This is a genomic window from Pseudomonas sp. P7548, assembly GCF_013386585.1.
GTDB lineage: Bacteria > Pseudomonadota > Gammaproteobacteria > Pseudomonadales > Pseudomonadaceae > Aquipseudomonas.
In genome coordinates, this window is the sequence record NZ_JACARO010000034.1 from 101981 (window position 1) to 120908 (window position 18928).

General features: G+C 61.6%; 16 protein-coding genes and 1 tRNA gene. 12 read left to right on the plus strand and 5 right to left on the minus strand.

Features of this window, described 5'->3' with window-relative positions; all coding sequences use genetic code 11:
• The first annotated feature begins 118 nt into the window (after positions 1-118).
• The 7 genes from HX803_RS14120 to HX803_RS14150 all read left to right on the plus strand — a co-directional run bounded on the left by HX803_RS14120 (position 119) and on the right by HX803_RS14150 (position 7977).
• Complete coding sequence (locus HX803_RS14120) at positions 119-637, plus strand: DUF2059 domain-containing protein (RefSeq protein WP_178921401.1); 519 nt, start codon at positions 119-121, stop codon at positions 635-637.
• A 6-nt stretch (positions 638-643) separates the two neighbouring features.
• Complete coding sequence (locus HX803_RS14125) at positions 644-940, plus strand: BolA family transcriptional regulator (RefSeq protein ID WP_178921403.1); 297 nt, start codon at positions 644-646, stop codon at positions 938-940.
• A 118-nt stretch (positions 941-1058) separates the two neighbouring features.
• Positions 1059-2000, plus strand: a complete 942-nt coding sequence (locus tag HX803_RS14130) for a rhodanese-related sulfurtransferase (RefSeq protein ID WP_178921405.1) — start codon at positions 1059-1061, stop codon at positions 1998-2000.
• Positions 2001-2036: 36 nt separating this feature from the next.
• Positions 2037-2639, plus strand: coding sequence for a DsbA family protein (locus HX803_RS14135; protein WP_178921482.1), 603 nt, complete (start codon positions 2037-2039; stop codon positions 2637-2639).
• Entirely contained in the window at positions 2632-4452 is a 1821-nt protein-coding gene (locus tag HX803_RS14140) for an ABC transporter ATP-binding protein (RefSeq protein ID WP_178921407.1), read from the plus strand. The genes HX803_RS14135 and HX803_RS14140 overlap by 8 nt, the downstream gene beginning before the upstream one ends.
• Positions 4453-4650: 198 nt before the next feature.
• Complete coding sequence (locus tag HX803_RS14145; protein WP_178921409.1) at positions 4651-7125, plus strand: EAL domain-containing protein; 2475 nt, start codon at positions 4651-4653, stop codon at positions 7123-7125.
• Positions 7126-7203: 78 nt separating this feature from the next.
• On the plus strand, positions 7204-7977 hold the full coding sequence (locus tag HX803_RS14150; RefSeq protein WP_218647053.1) for a TenA family transcriptional regulator: 774 nt from the start codon (positions 7204-7206) through the stop codon (positions 7975-7977).
• A gap of 22 nt (positions 7978-7999) precedes the next feature.
• On the opposite strand, the gene HX803_RS14155 is transcribed toward HX803_RS14150, so the two are convergent.
• From HX803_RS14155 to HX803_RS14170, 4 genes are all read right to left on the minus strand, one after another.
• A complete protein-coding gene (locus tag HX803_RS14155) occupies positions 8000-8929 on the minus strand; it encodes a GGDEF domain-containing protein (RefSeq protein WP_178921413.1) in 930 nt (309 codons plus the stop codon).
• Between the two features lie 307 nt (positions 8930-9236).
• Positions 9237-10511 (minus strand): MFS transporter, encoded by a 1275-nt coding sequence (locus tag HX803_RS14160; protein ID WP_178921414.1) that lies wholly within the window; start codon positions 10509-10511, stop codon positions 9237-9239.
• A gap of 55 nt (positions 10512-10566) precedes the next feature.
• Positions 10567-11721, minus strand: a complete 1155-nt coding sequence (locus HX803_RS14165) for an acyl-CoA dehydrogenase family protein (RefSeq protein WP_178921417.1) — start codon at positions 11719-11721, stop codon at positions 10567-10569.
• A 69-nt stretch (positions 11722-11790) separates the two neighbouring features.
• On the minus strand, positions 11791-12648 hold the full coding sequence (locus HX803_RS14170; protein ID WP_178921419.1) for an IclR family transcriptional regulator: 858 nt from the start codon (positions 12646-12648) through the stop codon (positions 11791-11793).
• 262 nt (positions 12649-12910) lie between these two features.
• On the opposite strand from HX803_RS14170, the gene HX803_RS14175 reads away from it, so the two are divergent.
• Genes HX803_RS14175 through HX803_RS14185 form a run of 3 tightly spaced genes read left to right on the plus strand, consistent with a single transcriptional unit; the run spans position 12911 to position 16487 of the window.
• Positions 12911-13696, plus strand: coding sequence for an enoyl-CoA hydratase (locus tag HX803_RS14175; RefSeq protein ID WP_178921420.1), 786 nt, complete (start codon positions 12911-12913; stop codon positions 13694-13696).
• A gap of 2 nt (positions 13697-13698) precedes the next feature.
• Complete coding sequence (locus HX803_RS14180) at positions 13699-15228, plus strand: 3-hydroxyacyl-CoA dehydrogenase (RefSeq protein WP_178921422.1); 1530 nt, start codon at positions 13699-13701, stop codon at positions 15226-15228.
• A 26-nt stretch (positions 15229-15254) separates the two neighbouring features.
• Positions 15255-16487 carry a CaiB/BaiF CoA-transferase family protein gene (locus tag HX803_RS14185; protein WP_178921424.1) on the plus strand — a complete coding sequence of 411 codons (1233 nt, stop codon included), beginning with the start codon at positions 15255-15257 and terminating at the stop codon, positions 16485-16487.
• Here the strand turns inward: HX803_RS14185 and lldD are convergent.
• Positions 16484-17614, minus strand: coding sequence for an FMN-dependent L-lactate dehydrogenase LldD (gene lldD, locus HX803_RS14190; RefSeq protein WP_178921426.1), 1131 nt, complete (start codon positions 17612-17614; stop codon positions 16484-16486). The two genes, HX803_RS14185 and lldD, sit on opposite strands and share 4 nt — an antisense overlap.
• A 100-nt stretch (positions 17615-17714) precedes the next feature.
• Between lldD and HX803_RS14195 the strand changes: the two genes are divergently transcribed.
• The gene (locus HX803_RS14195; protein ID WP_178921428.1) at positions 17715-18611 is read left to right on the plus strand and encodes a LysR family transcriptional regulator; all 897 of its coding nucleotides are present in this window, start codon (positions 17715-17717) and stop codon (positions 18609-18611) included.
• 60 nt (positions 18612-18671) lie between these two features.
• Positions 18672-18747 (plus strand) — tRNA-Asn (locus tag HX803_RS14200).
• Positions 18748-18928: the final 181 nt, after the last annotated feature.

The following is an 18928-nucleotide window of genomic DNA, read 5'->3' on the forward strand; positions in this document are numbered from 1 at the left end:
AAAGACTTTTCATCGGGCAATCCAGGCTCTACCAGGCTCGGGGTTGAGCCATAAGGTTTTTTAGGCGCAGAATGGGCGCCCTTGGGGTCTTACCTCGCCTGCTAGAAAAGGAAACTCGATGACTCGTCTTCGTGCCATCTGTACCGCGGTTGCTCTGGTTTGCGCCAGCGGCCAGGTTTTTGCCGATACCGCCAGCCACAACGCCAGTGCCGAAGCCTTCCTTACCCTGGCCCATGCCGACAAGCTGGGTACCCCGGTGTACATGCAAGTGCAGCAAATGTTCGCCCAGCGTTTCGAACAGACCAAGGCGCCTGCCGCCAAGCAGTCCGTACTGGACAGCTACCAGGCCAAGGCCAACGCCGCCCTGGACCAGGCCATCGGCTGGCCCAAGCTGAAGCCGGACATGGTCAAGCTCTACACCAGCAACTTCAGTGAGTCCGAGCTCAAGGACCTTGTGGCGTTCTACCAGTCGCCACTGGGCAAGAAAGTTCTGGAAAAAATGCCGCAGCTGACCCAGCAATCGGCCCAGATGACCCAGGCCAAGCTGGAAAGCGCCGTGCCGGTGGTGAACAAACTGCTGGAAGACATGACCAACGAGCTGTCGCCTAAAGCCGCCGCTCCGGCCAAGAAGAAGTAAGCAGGAATGACCATGCAACAGCGTATCGAAACGGCGCTTGCCGCCCTGGGCACCGACCATTTGAGCGTGCTGGACGAAAGCCACATGCACAGCCGTGGGTTGCAGACCCACTTCAAGGCCGTGCTGGTCAGCTCGCAGTTCGAGGGGCTCAACCGCGTCAAGCGCCACCAGAAGGTCTACGCCACCCTGGGTGACCTGATGAGCGAGTTTCATGCGCTGGCGCTGCATACCTACACGCCTGAAGAATGGGCGAAAATCGACGCAGCCCCGGCCTCGCCGACCTGCGCCGGCGGGCATGACTGACGCACGGGTGTCTCTGGCACCGGGCATTTGTTAGAATCCGCAACGCGCCGCTTAGCCGGCGCGTTTTTTTTGCATCCGGTTCACCCCTTACGAGGGTAGCCACCTGGAGAGAACACCCATGACTCAACCGATTGTCGTGGCGGCACTGTATAAGTTCGTCACCCTCGAAGATTACGTCGCCCTGCGCGAGCCCCTGCTGCAGGCGATGGTCGACAACGGCATCAAAGGCACCTTGCTGATCGCCGAAGAAGGCATCAACGGCACGGTTTCCGGCAGCCGCGAAGGCATCGACGGCCTGATCGCCTGGCTCAAGACCGACCCGCGCATGGTCGACATCGACCACAAGGAATCCTACTGCGACGAGCAGCCGTTCTACCGCACCAAGGTCAAGCTCAAGAAAGAGATCGTGACCCTGGGCGTTGAAGGCGTGGACCCGAATAAAAAGGTCGGCACCTACGTCGACCCGCAGGACTGGAACGCGCTGATCAGCGACCCGGAAGTGCTGCTGATCGATACCCGTAACGACTACGAAGTGTCCATCGGCACCTTTGAAGGCGCGATCGACCCGAAAACCACCAGTTTTCGCGAATTTCCTGACTACATCAAAGCCAACTTCGACCCGGCCAAGCACAAGAAGGTCGCGATGTTCTGCACCGGTGGCATCCGTTGTGAGAAGGCGTCGAGCTACATGCTCAGCGAAGGCTTCGATGAGGTCTACCACCTCAAAGGCGGCATCCTGAAGTACCTCGAAGAGGTGCCGCAGGAGGAAACCAAATGGCAGGGCGACTGCTTTGTGTTCGACAACCGTGTGACCGTGCGCCACGACTTGAGCGAAGGCGACTACGATCAATGTCATGCCTGCCGCACACCGGTGAGCGTGGAAGACCGTGCGTCCGAGCACTATGTGGCGGGCATCAGTTGTCCACATTGCTGGGATAAGCTGCCGGAGAAGACCCGACGCAGCGCGATCGACCGGCAAAAGCAGATCGAGCTGGCCAAGGCCCGCAATATGCCGCACCCGATTGGCTTCAACTATAAGCAATCACCTTCCGAGGCCTGACCCATGCCCGCACGCCTGCTCTATGTGATGGACCCGATGTGTTCCTGGTGCTGGGGCTTTGCCCCGGTGGCCGAGGCGTTGGTGGAGCAGGCCCAGGCCGCTGGCGTCGAGCTGCACCTGGTGGTGGGCGGCTTGCGCACCGGCAGTGGCGCGGCCCTGGAGCCGGCTACCCGGCGCTACATCCTCGAACACTGGCAGGCGGTCACCGAGGCCACTGGCCAGCCGTTCAACCGTGAAGGCGCGCTGCCCGACGGTTTTGTGTACGACACCGAGCCTGCGTGCCGCGCGATCGTCACCGCGCGCAGCCTGGCGCCGGATTGTGCCTGGAAGCTGCTGGGGCTGATCCAGCGGGCATTTTATGTCGAAGGTCGCGACGTGACCCTCGCCAGCGTGTTGGTGGAATTGGCCGAAGAGGCCGGTATCCCGCGTATCGAATTTGCTGGCGCCTTCGACCGCGCCGAGCAGCACGCCGCCACGGCCGCTGACTTCACCTGGGTGCAGGACCTGGGTATCGCCGGTTTCCCGACGCTGCTGGCCGAGCGCAATGGTCAACTGGCCTTGCTGACCAACGGCTACCAGCCGTTGTCCGAGCTGTCGCCGCTGTTGGGCCGATGGCTGGAGCGAGCAACCTGTGCATGACCAGCCCGACCTCACTGAGCGGCCCAAACGCACTGATCGTCTGACCTGGGCGGAAATTCGCCGCCTGGCCCTGCGTCACAAGAAATCCCTGTGGATTGCCAATGGCGTCGCCGTCCTGGCGACCCTGTGCAGCGTGCCCATCCCCCTGCTGCTGCCGTTGCTGGTAGACGAAGTGCTGCTGGGCCATGGTGATGCAGCCTTAAAAGTCATGAATCACGCGCTGCCCCTGGGCTGGCAAAAAGCGGCGGGCTATATCGGCCTGATGCTGCTGGTGACCCTGCTGCTGCGCTGCGGCGCGCTGGTGTTCAACGTGGTGCAGGCGCGGTTGTTCGCACGGTTGGCCAAGGACATCGTCTACCGCATCCGCGTGCGCCTGATCGAACGGCTCAAGCGCATTTCCCTGGGCGAGTACGAAAGCCTGGGCAGTGGCACGGTCACCACGCACCTGGTCACCGACCTGGACACGCTGGACAAGTTTGTCGGCGAAACCCTCAGCCGCTTCCTGGTGGCGATGCTCACGCTGGTGGGCACTTCGGCGATCCTGGTATGGATGCACTGGCAGCTGGCGTTGCTGATCCTGCTGTTCAACCCGTTGGTGATCTACGCCACGGTGCAGTTGGGCAAACGCGTCAAACACCTGAAAAAACTGGAGAACGACAGCACCTCGCGCTTCACCCAGGCCCTGACCGAAACCCTGGACGCGATCCAGGAAGTGCGCGCTGGCAACCGCCAGGGCTTCTTCCTCGGCCGCCTTGGCCAGCGTGCCCAGGAGGTGCGTGATTATGCGATCAACTCCCAATGGAAGAGCGACGCATCGAGCCGCGCCAGCGGGCTGCTGTTTCAGTTTGGTATCGACATCTTCCGCGCGGCGGCGATGCTCACCGTGTTGTTTTCCGACCTGTCCATCGGCCAGATGCTCGCGGTGTTCAGCTACCTGTGGTTCATGATCGGCCCGGTGGAGCAACTGTTGAACCTGCAATACGCGTACTACGCGGCAGGTGGGGCGCTGACGCGGATCAACGAGCTGCTGGCGCGTGCCGACGAGCCCCAATATCCCGGCGGTGAGGACCCGTTCATCGGGCGCGAAACCGTCGGTATCGAGGTGCGTGGCCTCAACTTCGGCTACGGCGAAGACCTGGTGCTTGACCAGTTGAACCTGGCCATTGCGCCCGGCGAGAAGGTGGCGATCGTCGGTGCCAGCGGCGGCGGCAAGAGCACCTTGGTGCAACTGCTGCTGGGGCTCTACACCCCGCAGGCGGGCAGCATTCGTTTCGGTGGGGCGACCCAGCAGGCAATCGGCCTGGAGACCATTCGCGAGAACGTCGCCGTGGTGCTGCAACACCCGGCGCTGTTCAACGATACAGTGCGCGCCAACCTGACCATGGGCCGCGAACGCTCGGACCAGGCCTGTTGGCAGGCACTGGAAATCGCCCAGCTGGATGCTACCGTCAAGGCATTGCCCTTGGGCCTGGACAGTGTGGTGGGGCGCTCGGGGGTGCGTTTTTCCGGGGGCCAGCGCCAACGCCTGGCCATCGCGCGGATGGTCCTGGCCGAGCCCAAGGTGGTGATCCTGGACGAGGCCACTTCGGCCCTGGATGCGGCTACCGAGTACAACCTGCACCAGGCGCTGGCGCGGTTTCTCAGTGGCCGTACTACACTGATCATCGCCCACCGGCTTTCAGCGGTGAAACAGGCTGACCGGGTGTTGGTGTTCGATGGAGGGCATATTGCCGAGGATGGCGACCATCAGCAGCTGATTGCCGACGGTGGTCTCTACGCCAAGTTGTACGGGCACTTGCAGCAAGTTCGTTGATGTCGGGTGTGCACGGGTTTTTATGTAATAAGTACGAGAGTCTCCCCAGGAAATAGTGGCCTTCCCTCTCCGGACGACGGCGTGGGCACGTAAATCGGCGCGATCCGTTTGGTCGGTTCGAGCGAATTCAGCCAAGGCCGTGCTGTCAGGAGCGTTAACCACTCGCCGTTTTTTGGTAGTGCTTGTGCAAGGGACCTCATGAAGCAAAAGCGGACTCTCGGAACGACGTTAAGCACGCCTCGACTATTGGGCATCGTCTGGCCCTTTATCGCGGTGGTGCTGTTCCAGGCATTATTGGGCTGCGTCAGCCTCTACGTGCTCTCGGCCGTGCGCGGTTATGTGGCGGGCGAAAGCTTGTGGTCCAAGGGCCAGAAAGACGCCATCTACTACCTGACGCTGTACGCCGACAACCGCGACGAAGCCACGTTCCTCAAATACCAGCAGGCCATCGCCGTGCCCCAGGGCGGGCATGAGCTGCGCATTGCCCTGGATCATTCCACGCCGGACCTGACCGCCGCACGCCTGGGCATTCTCAAGGGCGGTAACCACCCGGATGACGTGTCCAGCCTGATCTGGCTGTACCTCAATTTCCGTCACTTCAGCTACCTGGAAAAAGCCATCGAGCTGTGGACCGTGGGTGACGGCTACCTGGTGCAATTGGATGACCTGGCGCAGACCATGCACCGGGCGATCAGGGCCAATCAGGTCAGCAGCGGCGATGTGCGAGAGTGGAAGGCGCGCATCATCGGCATCAACGACGGCGTCACCCCGGCTGCCAAGGCCTTCAGTGATGCGTTGGGCGAAGGCTCGCGGGTCATCCTGAGGTTGCTGTTGATCACCAACCTGGCCACCGCCCTCGGCCTGATCGCTCTGGCATTGTTGCGCACCCATAAATTGCTGACCCAGCGCCACGCGTTTGCCGACGCCCTGCAGGTGGAAAAGGAGCGGGCGCAGATCACCCTCGAATCGATTGGCGACGGGGTGATCACCACCGACGTCGACGGCGCCATCGCCTACATGAACCCGGCCGCCGAGGCGCTCACTCACTGGAAGTCAGCCCAGGCCCAGGGCTTGCCGCTGGCGGCGCTGTTCAACCTGCTGGATGAGAACGCCGAGCCTGACGGCTTCACCTTGATCGAGCACATCATCAAGGGCCAGCTCAGTGGCGGCAGCGAGCATTCCAAACTGATCCAGCGCCTGGACGGCAGCACGGTCTCGGTGACCCTGGTGGGGGCGCCGATCCGCAGTGCGGGCAAAGTCAGCGGCGCGGTGCTGGTGCTGCATGACATGACCCAGGAGCGGCAGTACATCGCCAACCTGTCCTGGCAAGCGACCCACGATGCGCTGACCGGCCTGGCCAACCGCCGCGAGTTCGAGTTCCGCCTGGAGCAGGTGTTGCAGCAGGTGGGGCGTCAGCCGGGCGGGCGGCATGCCTTGATGTTCCTGGACCTGGACCAGTTCAAGCTGGTCAACGACACCTGCGGCCATGCGGCCGGTGATGAGCTGTTGCGGCATATCTGCGCGCTGCTGCAATCGGACCTGCGCGAGGGCGATACCCTGGCACGGCTGGGGGGCGACGAGTTTGGCATCCTGCTGGAGAACTGCCCGGCGCCGGTGGCGGAAAAGATCGCCGAGAGCCTGCGCCATACCGTGCAGAGCCTGCATTTTGTATGGAAGGGCCGGCCGTTCATGACCACGGTCAGTATCGGGCTGGTGCATATCTCGCAAGCGCCCACCACCCTGGAGACGTCACTGCGCGCCGCCGACATGGCCTGCTACATGGCCAAGGAAAAAGGCCGCAACCGCGTGCAGGTCTATCACGCCGATGACTCGGAACTGTCGCTGCGTTTTGGTGAAATGGCCTGGGTGCAGCGTTTGCACATGGCGTTGGAGGAAAACCGTTTTTGCCTGTATGCGCAGGAAATCTCGCCCCTGGGCCACACCGACGGCGGGGACGGCCATGTCGAGATCCTGCTGCGCCTGCACGATGAGGCCGGCCGGATCATCCTGCCGGACAGTTTCATCCCGGCCGCAGAGCGTTACGGCTTGATGACGTCGCTGGACCGCTGGGTGGTAGAGAACGTCTTCAAGATCATCGCCAACTGTATGCGTGAGCGCCCAGGCCGGCCTATGGCGATGTGTGCGATTAATCTGTCAGGTATTACTATTGGTGATGATGACTTTCTTGGTTTTCTGCATGAGAAGTTTGCCGCTTATAACATTCCACCGACGATGATCTGTTTTGAAATAACAGAAACCAGCGCTATAGCGAATTTAGGTAGCGCGATCCGTTTTATCAATGAACTCAAGGCGTTAGGTTGTCATTTCTCCCTCGATGACTTTTGTGCCGGTATGTCCTCATTCGCCTATCTCAAACATTTACCTGTAGACTTCCTGAAGATCGATGGAAGTTTCGTAAAGGATATGCTGGACGACCCGATTAACCGCGCGATGGTCGAAGTGATCAATCACATTGGCCATGTCATGGGTAAGCGCACAATTGCCGAGTTTGTTGAAACACCGCAAATCGAACAGGCTTTACTTGAGATAGGTGTGGATTACGCTCAGGGTTACCTGATTGAACGACCGCAATTGTTTACCTTTGATAGCTTGCAGTGTCGACCTGTGCGGCCGCAGCCTCTGCTGTTCAAGGCGCCCGGCACATTCCGCTGAAAACTTTGCTGGTCTGTACAATCACACTTAAAAAGGAGCCCTATAGTGATCGACACATTCAACAGAACCGGCCCGCTTATGGAAGCCTCGAGTTACCCCGCCTGGGCGCAGCAATTGATCCAGGACTGTAGCGAGAGCAAGCGCCGAGTTGTCGAGCACGAACTGTACCAGCGCATGCGCGACAACACGCTCAGCGCCAAGACCCTGCGTCACTACCTGATCGGTGGTTGGCCCGTGGTGGAACAGTTTGCCTTGTACATGGCACAGAACCTCACCAAGACCAAGTTTGCCCGCCATCCTGGGGAGGATATGGCGCGCCGGTGGCTGATGCGCAATATTCGCGTGGAACTGAACCATGCCGATTATTGGGTGCATTGGGCGCGGGCACATGGTGTCAGCCTCGAAGAACTGCAGGCGCAGAATGTACCGCCTGAGTTGCACGCACTGAGCCATTGGTGCTGGCACACCAGCTCGGCCGACGCGTTGATCGTGGCGATTGCCGCGACCAACTACGCCATCGAGGGGGCTACTGGGGAGTGGTCCGCCGTGGTGTGCTCCACCGGTGTGTACGCGGCAGCCTTCCCTGAGGAAGACCGCAAGCGCGCGATGAAGTGGCTGAAGATGCACGCCCAGTACGACGATGCTCACCCGTGGGAAGCCCTGGAAATCATCTGCACCCTGGCCGGAATGAACCCGAGCAAGGCCCTGCAGGTTGAGTTGCGCCAGGCGGTGTGCAAGAGCTACGACTACATGTACCTCTTCCTGGAAAGCTGCATGCGTCTGGAAAAAGAAAAGGAAAAGGCGCCCGTAGCCGTTCGCGAGCGTCAGGCGCGCGTGGCCAGCGAAGCGTGATGTAAGCGTGATGGCGGGGTGCTTACCCCGCCATTGCCAAGCGGTTGCGGCCTTCGCGCTTGGCCACGTACAGCGCATTGTCGGCGCGGCGCAGCAAGCTGTCGGCCGTTTCCGCCGCCAACAATGTCGAGCAACCCAGGCTCACCGTCAATTCGATCCGCGTACCGTCCGCCCAATAATCCTGGGCCTGTGCCGCCTGGCGCAGGCGCTCACCGACCATCGCCGCCGCCTCCCGGCCGGTGTTCGACAGCAGGATCAGAAACTCTTCCCCGCCAAAGCGAAACACCATGTCCACATTCCGCAACTGGCTTTTGATTGCTCCGGCCACGGCGCGTAGCACGTTATCGCCGGCAGCATGGCCGTGGGTGTCGTTGATTTTCTTGAAGTGGTCGATGTCCAGCATCAGCAAGGACAGCGGGCTCAGGTGTCGGCGTGCCATGTCGATTTCCCGTTGCAGGGTCTGGTCCATGGCGATGCGGTTGCCGGTTTCGGTCAAGGGGTCACGCAGGGCGCTGCGGGTGGCGGCGCGGTAGAGCAGGGCGTTGCGCATCGGGTACAGCAGGGTGGCCAACAACGATTCTAGCTGCCCGAGTTCTTCTTCGACCAAGCGTTGGTTGCGACGGAAAATCAGCTCACCCAGATGCTCGCCTTCATGGCTCAAGGTATAGCTCACCGAGTGATGGCCGCGATGACCAAACTCCAGGCGCAGGTCGCTGGCTTCGTGGCGATAGTGCAGGGCATCCAACGGCACCAAGCGTTGAACCTCACGGAAAAACAGGCCGAGGATGCGCTCCGGTTCCAGGCTGGTCTGCAAGTGCAGGCCCAATTGCTGGCGCAATTGAGCGATCGACGCGGGGCGGCGAATGGGGAGGAGGGAAGGCTGACCAAAGCCCAGGCGTTGCAATTTGGCACTGTCGAAGTCAATTGCGTGGGTCTGGGTCGGTGTTTTCATAAGCGATCGGCCTCTAAGCACTTACTGTCTTACAGGCTCGATGAGAGTGGCGAGTGCCAAGCGTCTTACTGTTCCTTCAGTTCCGTAAAACATTGGAAACAGTTTAAACCGCTTTGACAAGGGTTATAACCCCTGGGTACTGCCGCACGTCTTGTCATCGCTTAACCTGCTTGAAAAAGGTTAGAGCGAGATTCATGCCAAATCGTTGTATAAAAATAAAACCCTTTATAAATCAAGCGACTGTTTTCAGATTCGAAAACAGTCGCTGAATGATGACGCCAGTTATTTGGCAACTAAGCGGGCGGCCTTACTGTTTCTGTGGGTCGAACTGCTTATCGCGAATAAACAACGCGGGGATCACACCACAAATAAAGTACGCGCCCCCCATCACCAGGAAACCCATGCCGATGGAACCGTGGGACGCCAGGAAACCAATGGCCGCCGGCGCTACGGCCGCGCCAATACGCCCGATGTTGTAGGCCCCGCCCACCGCCGAACCGCGAAATTTCGCCTCGAAGCTTTCAGTCATGTAGGTGGCGTTCACACCATAGGGAATCCCGTACAGGAAGCCGAACACCACCAGCATCCACAGGATGTTCTCAGGGCTCTGGTCCAGCACGATCACCGGCAGGAAGATCGCTGTGCCCAAGGCACCGAACGCGAACACGGTGCGCCGGCCCAGGCGGTCGGCCGCGAGGCCGGCGAGGATCTTGCCGAAGATCATCGCCGCGTAGGTGCCGACCATGTAGCTGGTCATCGACTTGAAGTTCATCCCCAATTCACTTTCCAGGTAGGACGGCATCCAGTTGTTCACGCCGTAGTAGCCGAACTGCAGGAAGCCTGCGGTCAGCGCCCACAACAGGAACATGCGGCTGGCTTTCGGGTCGCTGAAGATCAGCTTGAACATGCCGTCGGGCTTTTTCTGCGTGGCTTGGCGTATGCCGTTGGCTTTCTGCTGGGCGCGTTCAGCCTGGGCAGTGATCCAGGCCTGGGGTTCCGGCACCAGGCGTTGCATGAGCACCGCCAGGATCACCGGGATGATCGCCACGTAGAAGAGCCAGCGCCAGCCGTGCTCCGGCAGGATCCAGCCGGCGAGCAGGGTGGCGACGATGTAGCCCACCGACCAACCGGCTTGCAGCGTACCGAGCACCGTGGTGCGGTAGCGAGTGGGCACGTATTCGGCCATCAGGGTATTGCACGCCACGTAGAGGGCGCCCAGGCCCAGGGAGGCGAAGAACCGTGTGCTCGCGAACTGCCAATAGCTGTGGGTCATGCCCAGCACCGCCGTACCGACGGAAAACAGCAGGATGCTCCACACCACGGTTTTCACCCGGCCGAAACGGTCGCAGGCCCAGCCGCCGTAGATGCCGCCGATGGCCATGCCGGCCAGGGTGAAGCTGCCCAGGCTGCCGGCTTCGACGCTGGTCAGGCCGAACTCGGCTTTCAGGCTGCTGAGGCTGTAGGACAGCAGCATCAGGTCTGCACCATCGATCAACAGGCCGAGGAAGCAGAAGGCGAACACAACAATCCACAGTTTGCTTTTTGCAGGCGACAACGCGCCCGCCGATGCGGCGACTTCCATAGCGATACCTTGTTTGTAGTTGTTAGGGCATTGGGTATGGGTGAAGCGGTGAAACCTAGCGTTGCGCCGCGCGAATCATGTTGCGGGCAATCACCAACTGCTGGATTTGCGTGGTGCCCTCATACAGGCGGAACAAGCGCACATCCCGGTAGAAACGTTCGATGGCGTATTCGCTGATGTAGCCGGCGCCGCCGTGGATCTGCACGCAACGGTCGGCGACGCGGCCGCACATCTCGGTGGCGAACATCTTCGAGCACGAGGCTTCGGTGCCGATGTCCTGGCCTTCGTCACGCTTGCGCGCAGCGTCCAACACCATGCAGCGGGCGGCGTAGATCTCGGCCTTGCTGTCGGCGAGCATCGCCTGGATCAACTGGAACTCGGCGATGGGCTGACCGAACTGCTTGCGTTCGATGGCGTAGTTCAGCGCGTCATTCAACATGCGTTCGGCGGCGCCGACGCTGACGGCGGCGATGTGCAGGCGACCCTTGTCGAGCACCTTCATGGCGGTCTTGAAGCCCACGCCTTCCACGCCGCCAATCAGTTGGCTGGCCGGCACGCGCACGTTGTCGAAAATCACGTCGCTGGTATGGGCACCTTGTTGGCCCATCTTGTGGTCGCGCTTGCCGAGGGACAGGCCGGGAGTATCGCGCTCGACGATAAATGCGCTGATGCCGCCCGAGCCTTTGATCGCCGGGTTTGTGCGCGCCATCACGGTGAAAATGCCGGCGTGGGGCGCGTTGGTGATAAAGCGCTTGGTGCCGTTGATCACGTAGTGGTCACCCTCGCGCACGGCAGTGGTTTTCAACGAGGCGGCGTCGGAGCCGGAGTCGGGTTCGGTGAGGCAGAACGAACTGAGCAACTCGCCGCTGGCCAGCAACGGCAGGTAGTGTTCCTTCTGTGCGTCGGTGCCGTCGAGCAGGATGCCGATGGAACCGATGCCATTGTTGGTGCCGAAATAGGAACGGAACGCCGGGGAGGTGCGCCCCAGTTCAAAGGCGATGGTCACCTCTTCTTCCATGGTCAGGCCCAGGCCGCCGTAGGCTTCGGGAATGGTCAGGCCGAACAGGCCCATGTCCTGGAACTGGCTGACGATGTCCGCCGGGATGTCATCGGTCTCGGCGACTTCGTTTTCCCGTGGGATCAGCGCTTCATCGACGAACTGCGCGATGGCGTCCACCAGGATATGAAGCGTTTGTGCGTCTCGGATCATGTGCATTCCTCAGCGGCCCGTTCGGCGGGCCTGTTATCGTCGATCTGCCGAGGCCATGCACCGGTCCAGCTAGCGGGTGGCGGCCTCGATGTTGTTCACCATGTGCTTGAGGCGTGGGCCGATGTCGTCTTCGAGTTTCTCCCGCGAGAGGTGGAAACTCGGTCCGCCACAGTTGAACGCCAGCAAGCCGTGTTGTGCGTGTCGCAGCGGTACGGCGATGGCGTTGACATCGCGGTGCCACTCACCGATCGACATGCAATAGCCGTAATCGGTGTAGTCCCGGAAGGCGCGTTCCAGCCCCTTGCGGATGTTCGGCCAGTCCTCCAGATGGCGCTGGCGGATGTGGTCGAGAATGAACTCCCGCTCGTTTTCCGGCATTGCTGCCAGGCAGGCGCGGCCTGCTGAACTCAAGTGCAACGGCAACCGCGTGCCGACCTGGCGGCGCATGGTCATGTTCGCTTCACCCTGGACCACGTCCAGGTACACCGCATCAAGGCGGTCCCGAGTGGCCATTGCGACGGCGGCCTGGGCGTACTTGGCCATGGTCTCCATCAACGGATGGGCCACAGCCCGTACCGACAGGTTCGACAACATGGCGTAACCGAAGGCCATCACCCCCACGTCCAGCTGATACCGACCCGACTGCGGCATTTGCTTGAGATAACCCAAGCGCGTCAGTGTGTGGGTCATCCGCGTGATCGTCGGCTTTGGCAGCCCGGTCTTGCGCGCCAGTTCCTGGTTGCCCAGCACACTCTCGCTCGGCGTGAAGCAACGCAGCAGTTCCAGGCCGCGCGCCAGGGCGGTGACGAACTGACGGTCCTTGTCTTCCTCCTCATCGTTGTTCATCGGGTCAATCAGCACATGCTCGAAGGCGGTGTTGCCTGCAGGCACTTCGGTGCTGTCCGCATCCAGGTTTCGACGGCGCATGGTAAGCCTCATTTTTTTATAAAATCAACAAAACAAAATAGTATTCCGCACAGCGAAACTAAGCAAGTTTTCGAAACCTGCACCTGGCGACTGATAAATACCTTTAAAACAAAGGTTTATAGGCCGTTTTCAAATGTGTTCTGGTTTTTACGTTTACACCTGCAGAGTCGATACCTATGATTATCGCTAAATACGGAATGTTATTTCGCATAGCGAAACAAATGACAGTCCAACTAACAAGAACGTTGCAGCAGGAGTGAATGTGACCAGCGCAAACCCATCTGTGGTGACCCTCGACGTCCATGACAATGGCGTGGCCGTAGTACGTATCCACCGCCCCGAGGTGAAAAACGCCCTCAATGCCCAGGTGCGCGAAGCACTGGCCGAGCACTTTCGTGACTTGGCCAAGCGTCGGGAGGTGCGTGCCATCGTGCTCACCGGTGGCGAGCAATTCTTCGTGGCCGGCGCGGACATCAAGGAGTTCGCCAGCGCGGGCGCGATCGACATGTACCGTCGCCACACCGAGTACCTGTGGGAAGCCATCAGCCGCTGCCCCAAGCCGGTGATTGCGGCGGTCAACGGATTTGCCCTGGGCGGTGGGTGCGAATTGGCAATGCACTGCGACCTGATCGTGGCCGGCGAGTCGGCGCGCTTTGCCCAGCCGGAAGTGAAGTTGGGCCTGATGCCGGGGGCGGGCGGCACCCAACGCTTGATTCGGGCGGTGGGCAAATTCCAGGCGATGCGCATTGCGCTCACTGGCTGCATGGTGAGTGCGCCGGAAGCCCTGGCCATGGGCATGCTCAGCGAGATGGTCCCTGACCACCAGACACTGCCCCGCGCCCTCGAGTTGGCCGCGCAGATCGCTGCCTTGCCGCCCTTGGCGGTGGAGCAGATCAAGGAGGTGATGTTGGCCGGCGCCGACTTGCCGCTGGAAAGCGCCCTGGTGCTGGAGCGCAAGGCGTTCCAATTGCTGTTCGATTCCAAGGACCAGAAGGAGGGCGCCGCCGCGTTCTTCGAAAAACGCGCGCCGCACTACCGAGGGGAATAAACATGAGCCACACGATCAATACCTTGGGCCTCGTGGGCACCGGCGTCATGGGCGCCGGCATTGCGCAGATCGCCGCCCAGGCGGGCGTGACGGTACGGTTGTTCGATGCGCGTGAAGGCGCTGCGCAATCGGCACGGGAAAACCTCGGCGCGACATTCGCCAAGCTGGTGGGCAAGGGCAAGATCAGCCAGGCGGTGATGGATGAGGCACTCGCTAACCTGCAGATCGCTGGCGTGATCAACGACCTGAAGGATTGCGACCTCATCGTCGAAGCCATCGTGGAAAACCTCGACGCCAAGCGCGGCCTGTTGCAACAGCTGGAAGGCATCGTCAGCCCGACCTGCATCCTGGCCACCAATACCTCTTCACTGTCGGTCACGGCCATCGCCACCGGTTGCCAGCGCCCCGAGCGTGTTGCCGGGCTGCACTTCTTCAACCCGGTGCCGTTGATGCGTGTCGTGGAGGTCATCGACGGCCTGGCCACCGCGCCAGCCGTCGGCGATGCACTGCTGACGTTGGTTGCCCGCATCGGCCATCGCGGCGTGCGCGCCAAGGACACCCCCGGTTTCATCGTCAACCACGCCGGTCGCGCCTACGGCACCGAAGCCTTGAAGATGCTCGACGAGGGCATTGCCGAGCGCGGTGATATCGACCGTATCCTGCGTGACGGCGCCGGGTTTCGCATGGGGCCGCTGGAGTTGCTGGACCTCACAGGTTTGGACGTGTCCCACCCGGTAATGGAGTCGATCTATAACCAGTTCTACCAGGAGCCGCGCTACCGGCCATCTGCCCTGACCCGGCAGATGTTGGTGGCGGGTCGCCTGGGGCGCAAGACGGGGCAGGGCTTCTATCACTATGAAAACGGCCAGCTCATCAACGGCCCGCAACCTCAGCCTGTGCCCACGGTACAGCCGCAGCCACCCGTGTGGATCGCCACCGAGAACAGTGAAGACTACGAGCGCCTGAGCGCCTTGGTGATCGACCTCGGCGCCCATCTGGAGCATGTCGCGCAGCCGTCGGCCCAGGCACTGTGCCTGCTGGCGCCGTACGGCCGTGACGCCACCAGCGCCTGCGTGCGTTTCGACACCGACCCGGCGCGCACCCTGTGCATCGACCTGCTGACGGACCTGTCGCGTCATCGCACCCTGATGCAAAACCCGCTCACATCCCCCGCCATGCGCGACGCTGCCCATGCCTTGCTGGCAGCGGATGGAGTAGGGGTGACGGTGATCGGTGACAGCGTGGGTTTTGTCGCCCAGCGCACCTTGGCCATGGTGGTCAACCTGGCCTGCGATATTGCCCAGCAGCGCATCGCCAGCGTCGACGATATCGACCAGGCGGTGCACCTGGGCTTGGGCTATCCACAGGGCCCGCTGGCCTGGGGCGATGCCCTAGGGCCACGGCGCCTCCTCACGATTTTGCAGCGCATGAACGAACTCACCCACGACCCGCGCTACCGCCCCAGCCCCTGGCTGCGGCGGCGGGCGATGCTGGGTGTTTCCCTGCGCCATGAAGAGCCGACTGTCGGCTGATTTGCCAACCTCACAGGATAAGAACAATGGGTGCTTTGACAGGTTTGCGAGTATTGGATTTAAGCCGGGTGTTGGCCGGCCCCTGGTGTGGGCAAGTGTTGGCGGACCTGGGTGCGGAAGTGGTGAAGATCGAGCGCCCTCAAAGCGGTGACGACACCCGTGGCTGGGGCCCGCCCTGGATGAAGACCGACACCGGCGAGTCGTCCGGCGAGGCGTCGTATTATCAATCGACCAATCGCGGCAAGTTATCCGTGGCCATCGACCTGGCCACCCCTGAAGGCCAGGAACTGGTGCGGGCGCTGGCGGCCAGTTCCGATGTGCTGATCGAGAACTACAAGGCCGGCTCCCTGGCGCGCTACGGCCTGGACTACGCGACCTTGGCCGAGATCAACCCGCGCCTGGTGTACTGCTCCATCACCGGCTTCGGCCAGACCGGCCCGCGTGCCGAAGAGCCGGGTTATGACTTCATCATCCAGGGCATCGGCGGCTTGATGAGCATCACCGGCGAGCGTGATGACTTGCCGGGCGGCGGTCCGCAAAAAGTCGGCGTGGCGTTTTCCGACCTGATGACCGGCCTGTATTCCACCGTGGCGATCCAGGCCGCGCTGCTCAGCCGGGAGCGCACTGGCGTCGGTCAGTACATTGATATGGCATTGCTGGATGTGCAGGTCGCCACCTTGGCCAACCAAAGCATGAACTACCTGGCCTCGGGCAAGGTGCCGCAGCGCTACGGCAATGCCCACGCCAATATCGTGCCGTACCAGGTGTTCCGCGCCGCCGACCGCGACTTCATTATTGCCTGCGGCAACGACAGCCAGTTTATCGCCCTGTGCCAGAGCATCGGTTTGCCGCACTTGCCGGATGACCCGCGCTTTCGCCGCAATGCCGACCGCGTGGCCCACCGTGAAGAAATCGTGGCGTTGCTTTCGGCGCACTTCCTCGGGCGCAGCGCCGATGAGTGGGTGGCCTGCATTCACGCCTCGAAAGTGCCGGTGGGGGCGATCAACTCCATTGCGCAATCCCTGGAAGAACCCCAGGTGATTGCGCGCAATTTGATGGTGAAGATTCCCCACCCGCAGAACCCGGACTTCGCCATGGTCGGCAGCCCGATCAAGATGTCCGGCACCCCCGTGGAATACCTGCGGCCGGCGCCGAGGCTGGGGCAGCACACCGACGATATCCTCGGGCAGCGCTTGGGCCTGTCAGCCGAGCAACTGGCCCAGCTCAAGGCCCGTGGGATCGTCGAGCAGCAGGGCTAGACCAGCGTCGAGCGGTCGATCTGCGCGATGGAGGTGACCCCGGTGAGGGTCATCGCCACGCGCATTTCCTTGGCGAAGATGTCCAGCAGGTTTTCCACGCCGCTCTGGCCATCGGCGGCCAGCGCGTAGGCGGTGGCGCGGCCCAGCAAGCACGCCTTGGCACCCAGGGCGAGCATGCGCACCACATCGAGCCCGGAGCGGATGCCCGAATCCACCAGCACCGTGAGGTCATCGCCCACCACGTCGGCAATCGGCGGCAAGGCCTTGGCGGTGGAGAGCACGCCGTCCAGCTGGCGTCCGCCATGGTTGGACACCACGATGCCGTCGGCGCCGAAGCTCACCGCGTCCTTGGCGTCTTGCGGGTCGAGGATGCCCTTGATGATCATCGGGCCCTTCCAGAACTCGCGGATCCACTCCAGGTCTTTCCAGCTGATGGACGCGTCGAAATTATTCGCCAGCCAGCCGATGTAGTCTTCCAGGTGCGTAGGTTTGCCCAGGTACTTGGAGATGTTGCCCAGGTCGTGAGGGCGGCCCATCACGCCCACATCGAAGGCCCATTGCGGCTTGGTGACGGCCTGCAACATGCGCCGTGAAGCCGCGAACGGCCCGGACATGCCCGAGTGCGCATCCCGATAACGTGCGCCTGGGGTCGGCATGTCGACGGTAAATACCAGGGTGGTCACGCCCGCCGCTTGCGCACGCTCCAGCGCATTGCGCATGAAACCGCGGTCTTTGAGCACATAGAGCTGGAACCAGATCGCCCGGGCGCTTTGTGACGCCACTTCTTCAATCGGGCACACCGACACGGTCGACAGGCAGAACGGAATGCCCTTGTTTGCCGCCGCCTTCGCCGCCTGCACTTCACCGCGTCGCGCGTACATGCCAGTCAGGCCCACGGGGCTGAGGATCACCGGCATGTCCAGTTCCTGGCCGAACAGCGTGGTTTTGAGGCTCAGGTTGTCGACGTTGCGCAGGATGCGCTGGCGCAGGCTGATCTCGGCCAGGTCCGAACTGTTCGCGCGCAGCGTGTGTTCGGCGTAGGCGCCGCCGTCGATGTAGTCGAACAGAAAGCGCGGCAGCTTGCGCTGGGCGGCTGCGCGGTAGTCGGAGGCGGACGAGATGATCATGAACAGTGGCTCCACAAGGCAAGGTGGCTCAGGATAGGCAAACTTCTGGCATGATAAAAACAACTTTTATCGCTAGTAGCCAGTCGCGAAAGGAATACTGATGAACCTCAGAACATTACGCGCCTTTGTCGAGGTGGTGCGCCAAGGCGGCTTCTCCCAGGCGGCTGAAGTGGTGTCGTTGACTCAGTCGACGGTGAGCAAGGCGGTCAAGACCCTGGAAGACGAACTGGGCGTGCCGCTGCTCAATCGCCTGGGGCATCGCAACGAACTCACCGCGGCCGGCGAAATCGCCTACCGCCGCGCCCTGGTGCTGCTTGCCGAGCGCAACGACCTGGTCGCTGAAATCAACGACCTGCGCGACCTCAAGCGCGGCCTGCTGCGCATCGGCTTGCCACCGGTGGGCTGCGGTGTGTTGTTTGCGGCGATGTTCGCCACTTACCGCAGCCGCTACCCGGACATCGAAATCGAACTCACCGAATACGGCAGCAAAAAACTGCGCGAATGCCTGGAAGCGGGGGAGATCGACCTGGCGGCGCTCTTGTTGCCTATAGATGAAGGCTTCGACTATCAGCCGGTGCGCAACGAGCCGTTGATGGCAGTACTGCCCGTGAGCCACCCGCTGGCGCAGCGCACACGTATCGACTTCACCGACCTCGCGGATTCGCCGTTTATTCTGTTCGAAGCCGGTTTTGCCCTGAACGCCAAGATCCTCGCCGCCTGTGAGCGCAAAGGTGTCACGCCCCGGGTGACCGCCCGCAGCGGGCAGATCGACTTTATCGTCGACCTGGTGTCCGCCGGGCTGGGCGTCGCCTTCCTGCCGCGCATGCTCGCCCACAAACATCAACACCCGGGCATCGCCCTGATCCCCCTGGACGAACCCCACACCGACTGGCACATCGCCCTGGCCTGGCGCGCCAGCGCCCACCTGCCACCGGCCGCGCTGGCCTGGTTGGAGTTGGCTAGGGAACACCCGCTTTCAACCGGCCATCCGGTTTAATCGACCCAATTGCCAGAGAAAGCTTGACTTCCCCTTTTTAATCAGTAACATACGGCGCATTCCGCGATAGCTCAGTTGGTAGAGCAAATGACTGTTAATCATTGGGTCCCTGGTTCGAGTCCAGGTCGTGGAGCCAGATAGAGAAAAGCCTGCAGAGATGCAGGCTTTTTTTTGCCTTGAATTCCGTGCTTTCGGGTTTGCCCCGCGCTGCGGTGTGTCAGGTAGACATGCGGGGTCTCAGACATCGCGGCGCGGGGCAAGCCCGCTCACTACAGTTAGTCATGTGTACATCCCAGGCGTGGAACCCGATAGAGCAA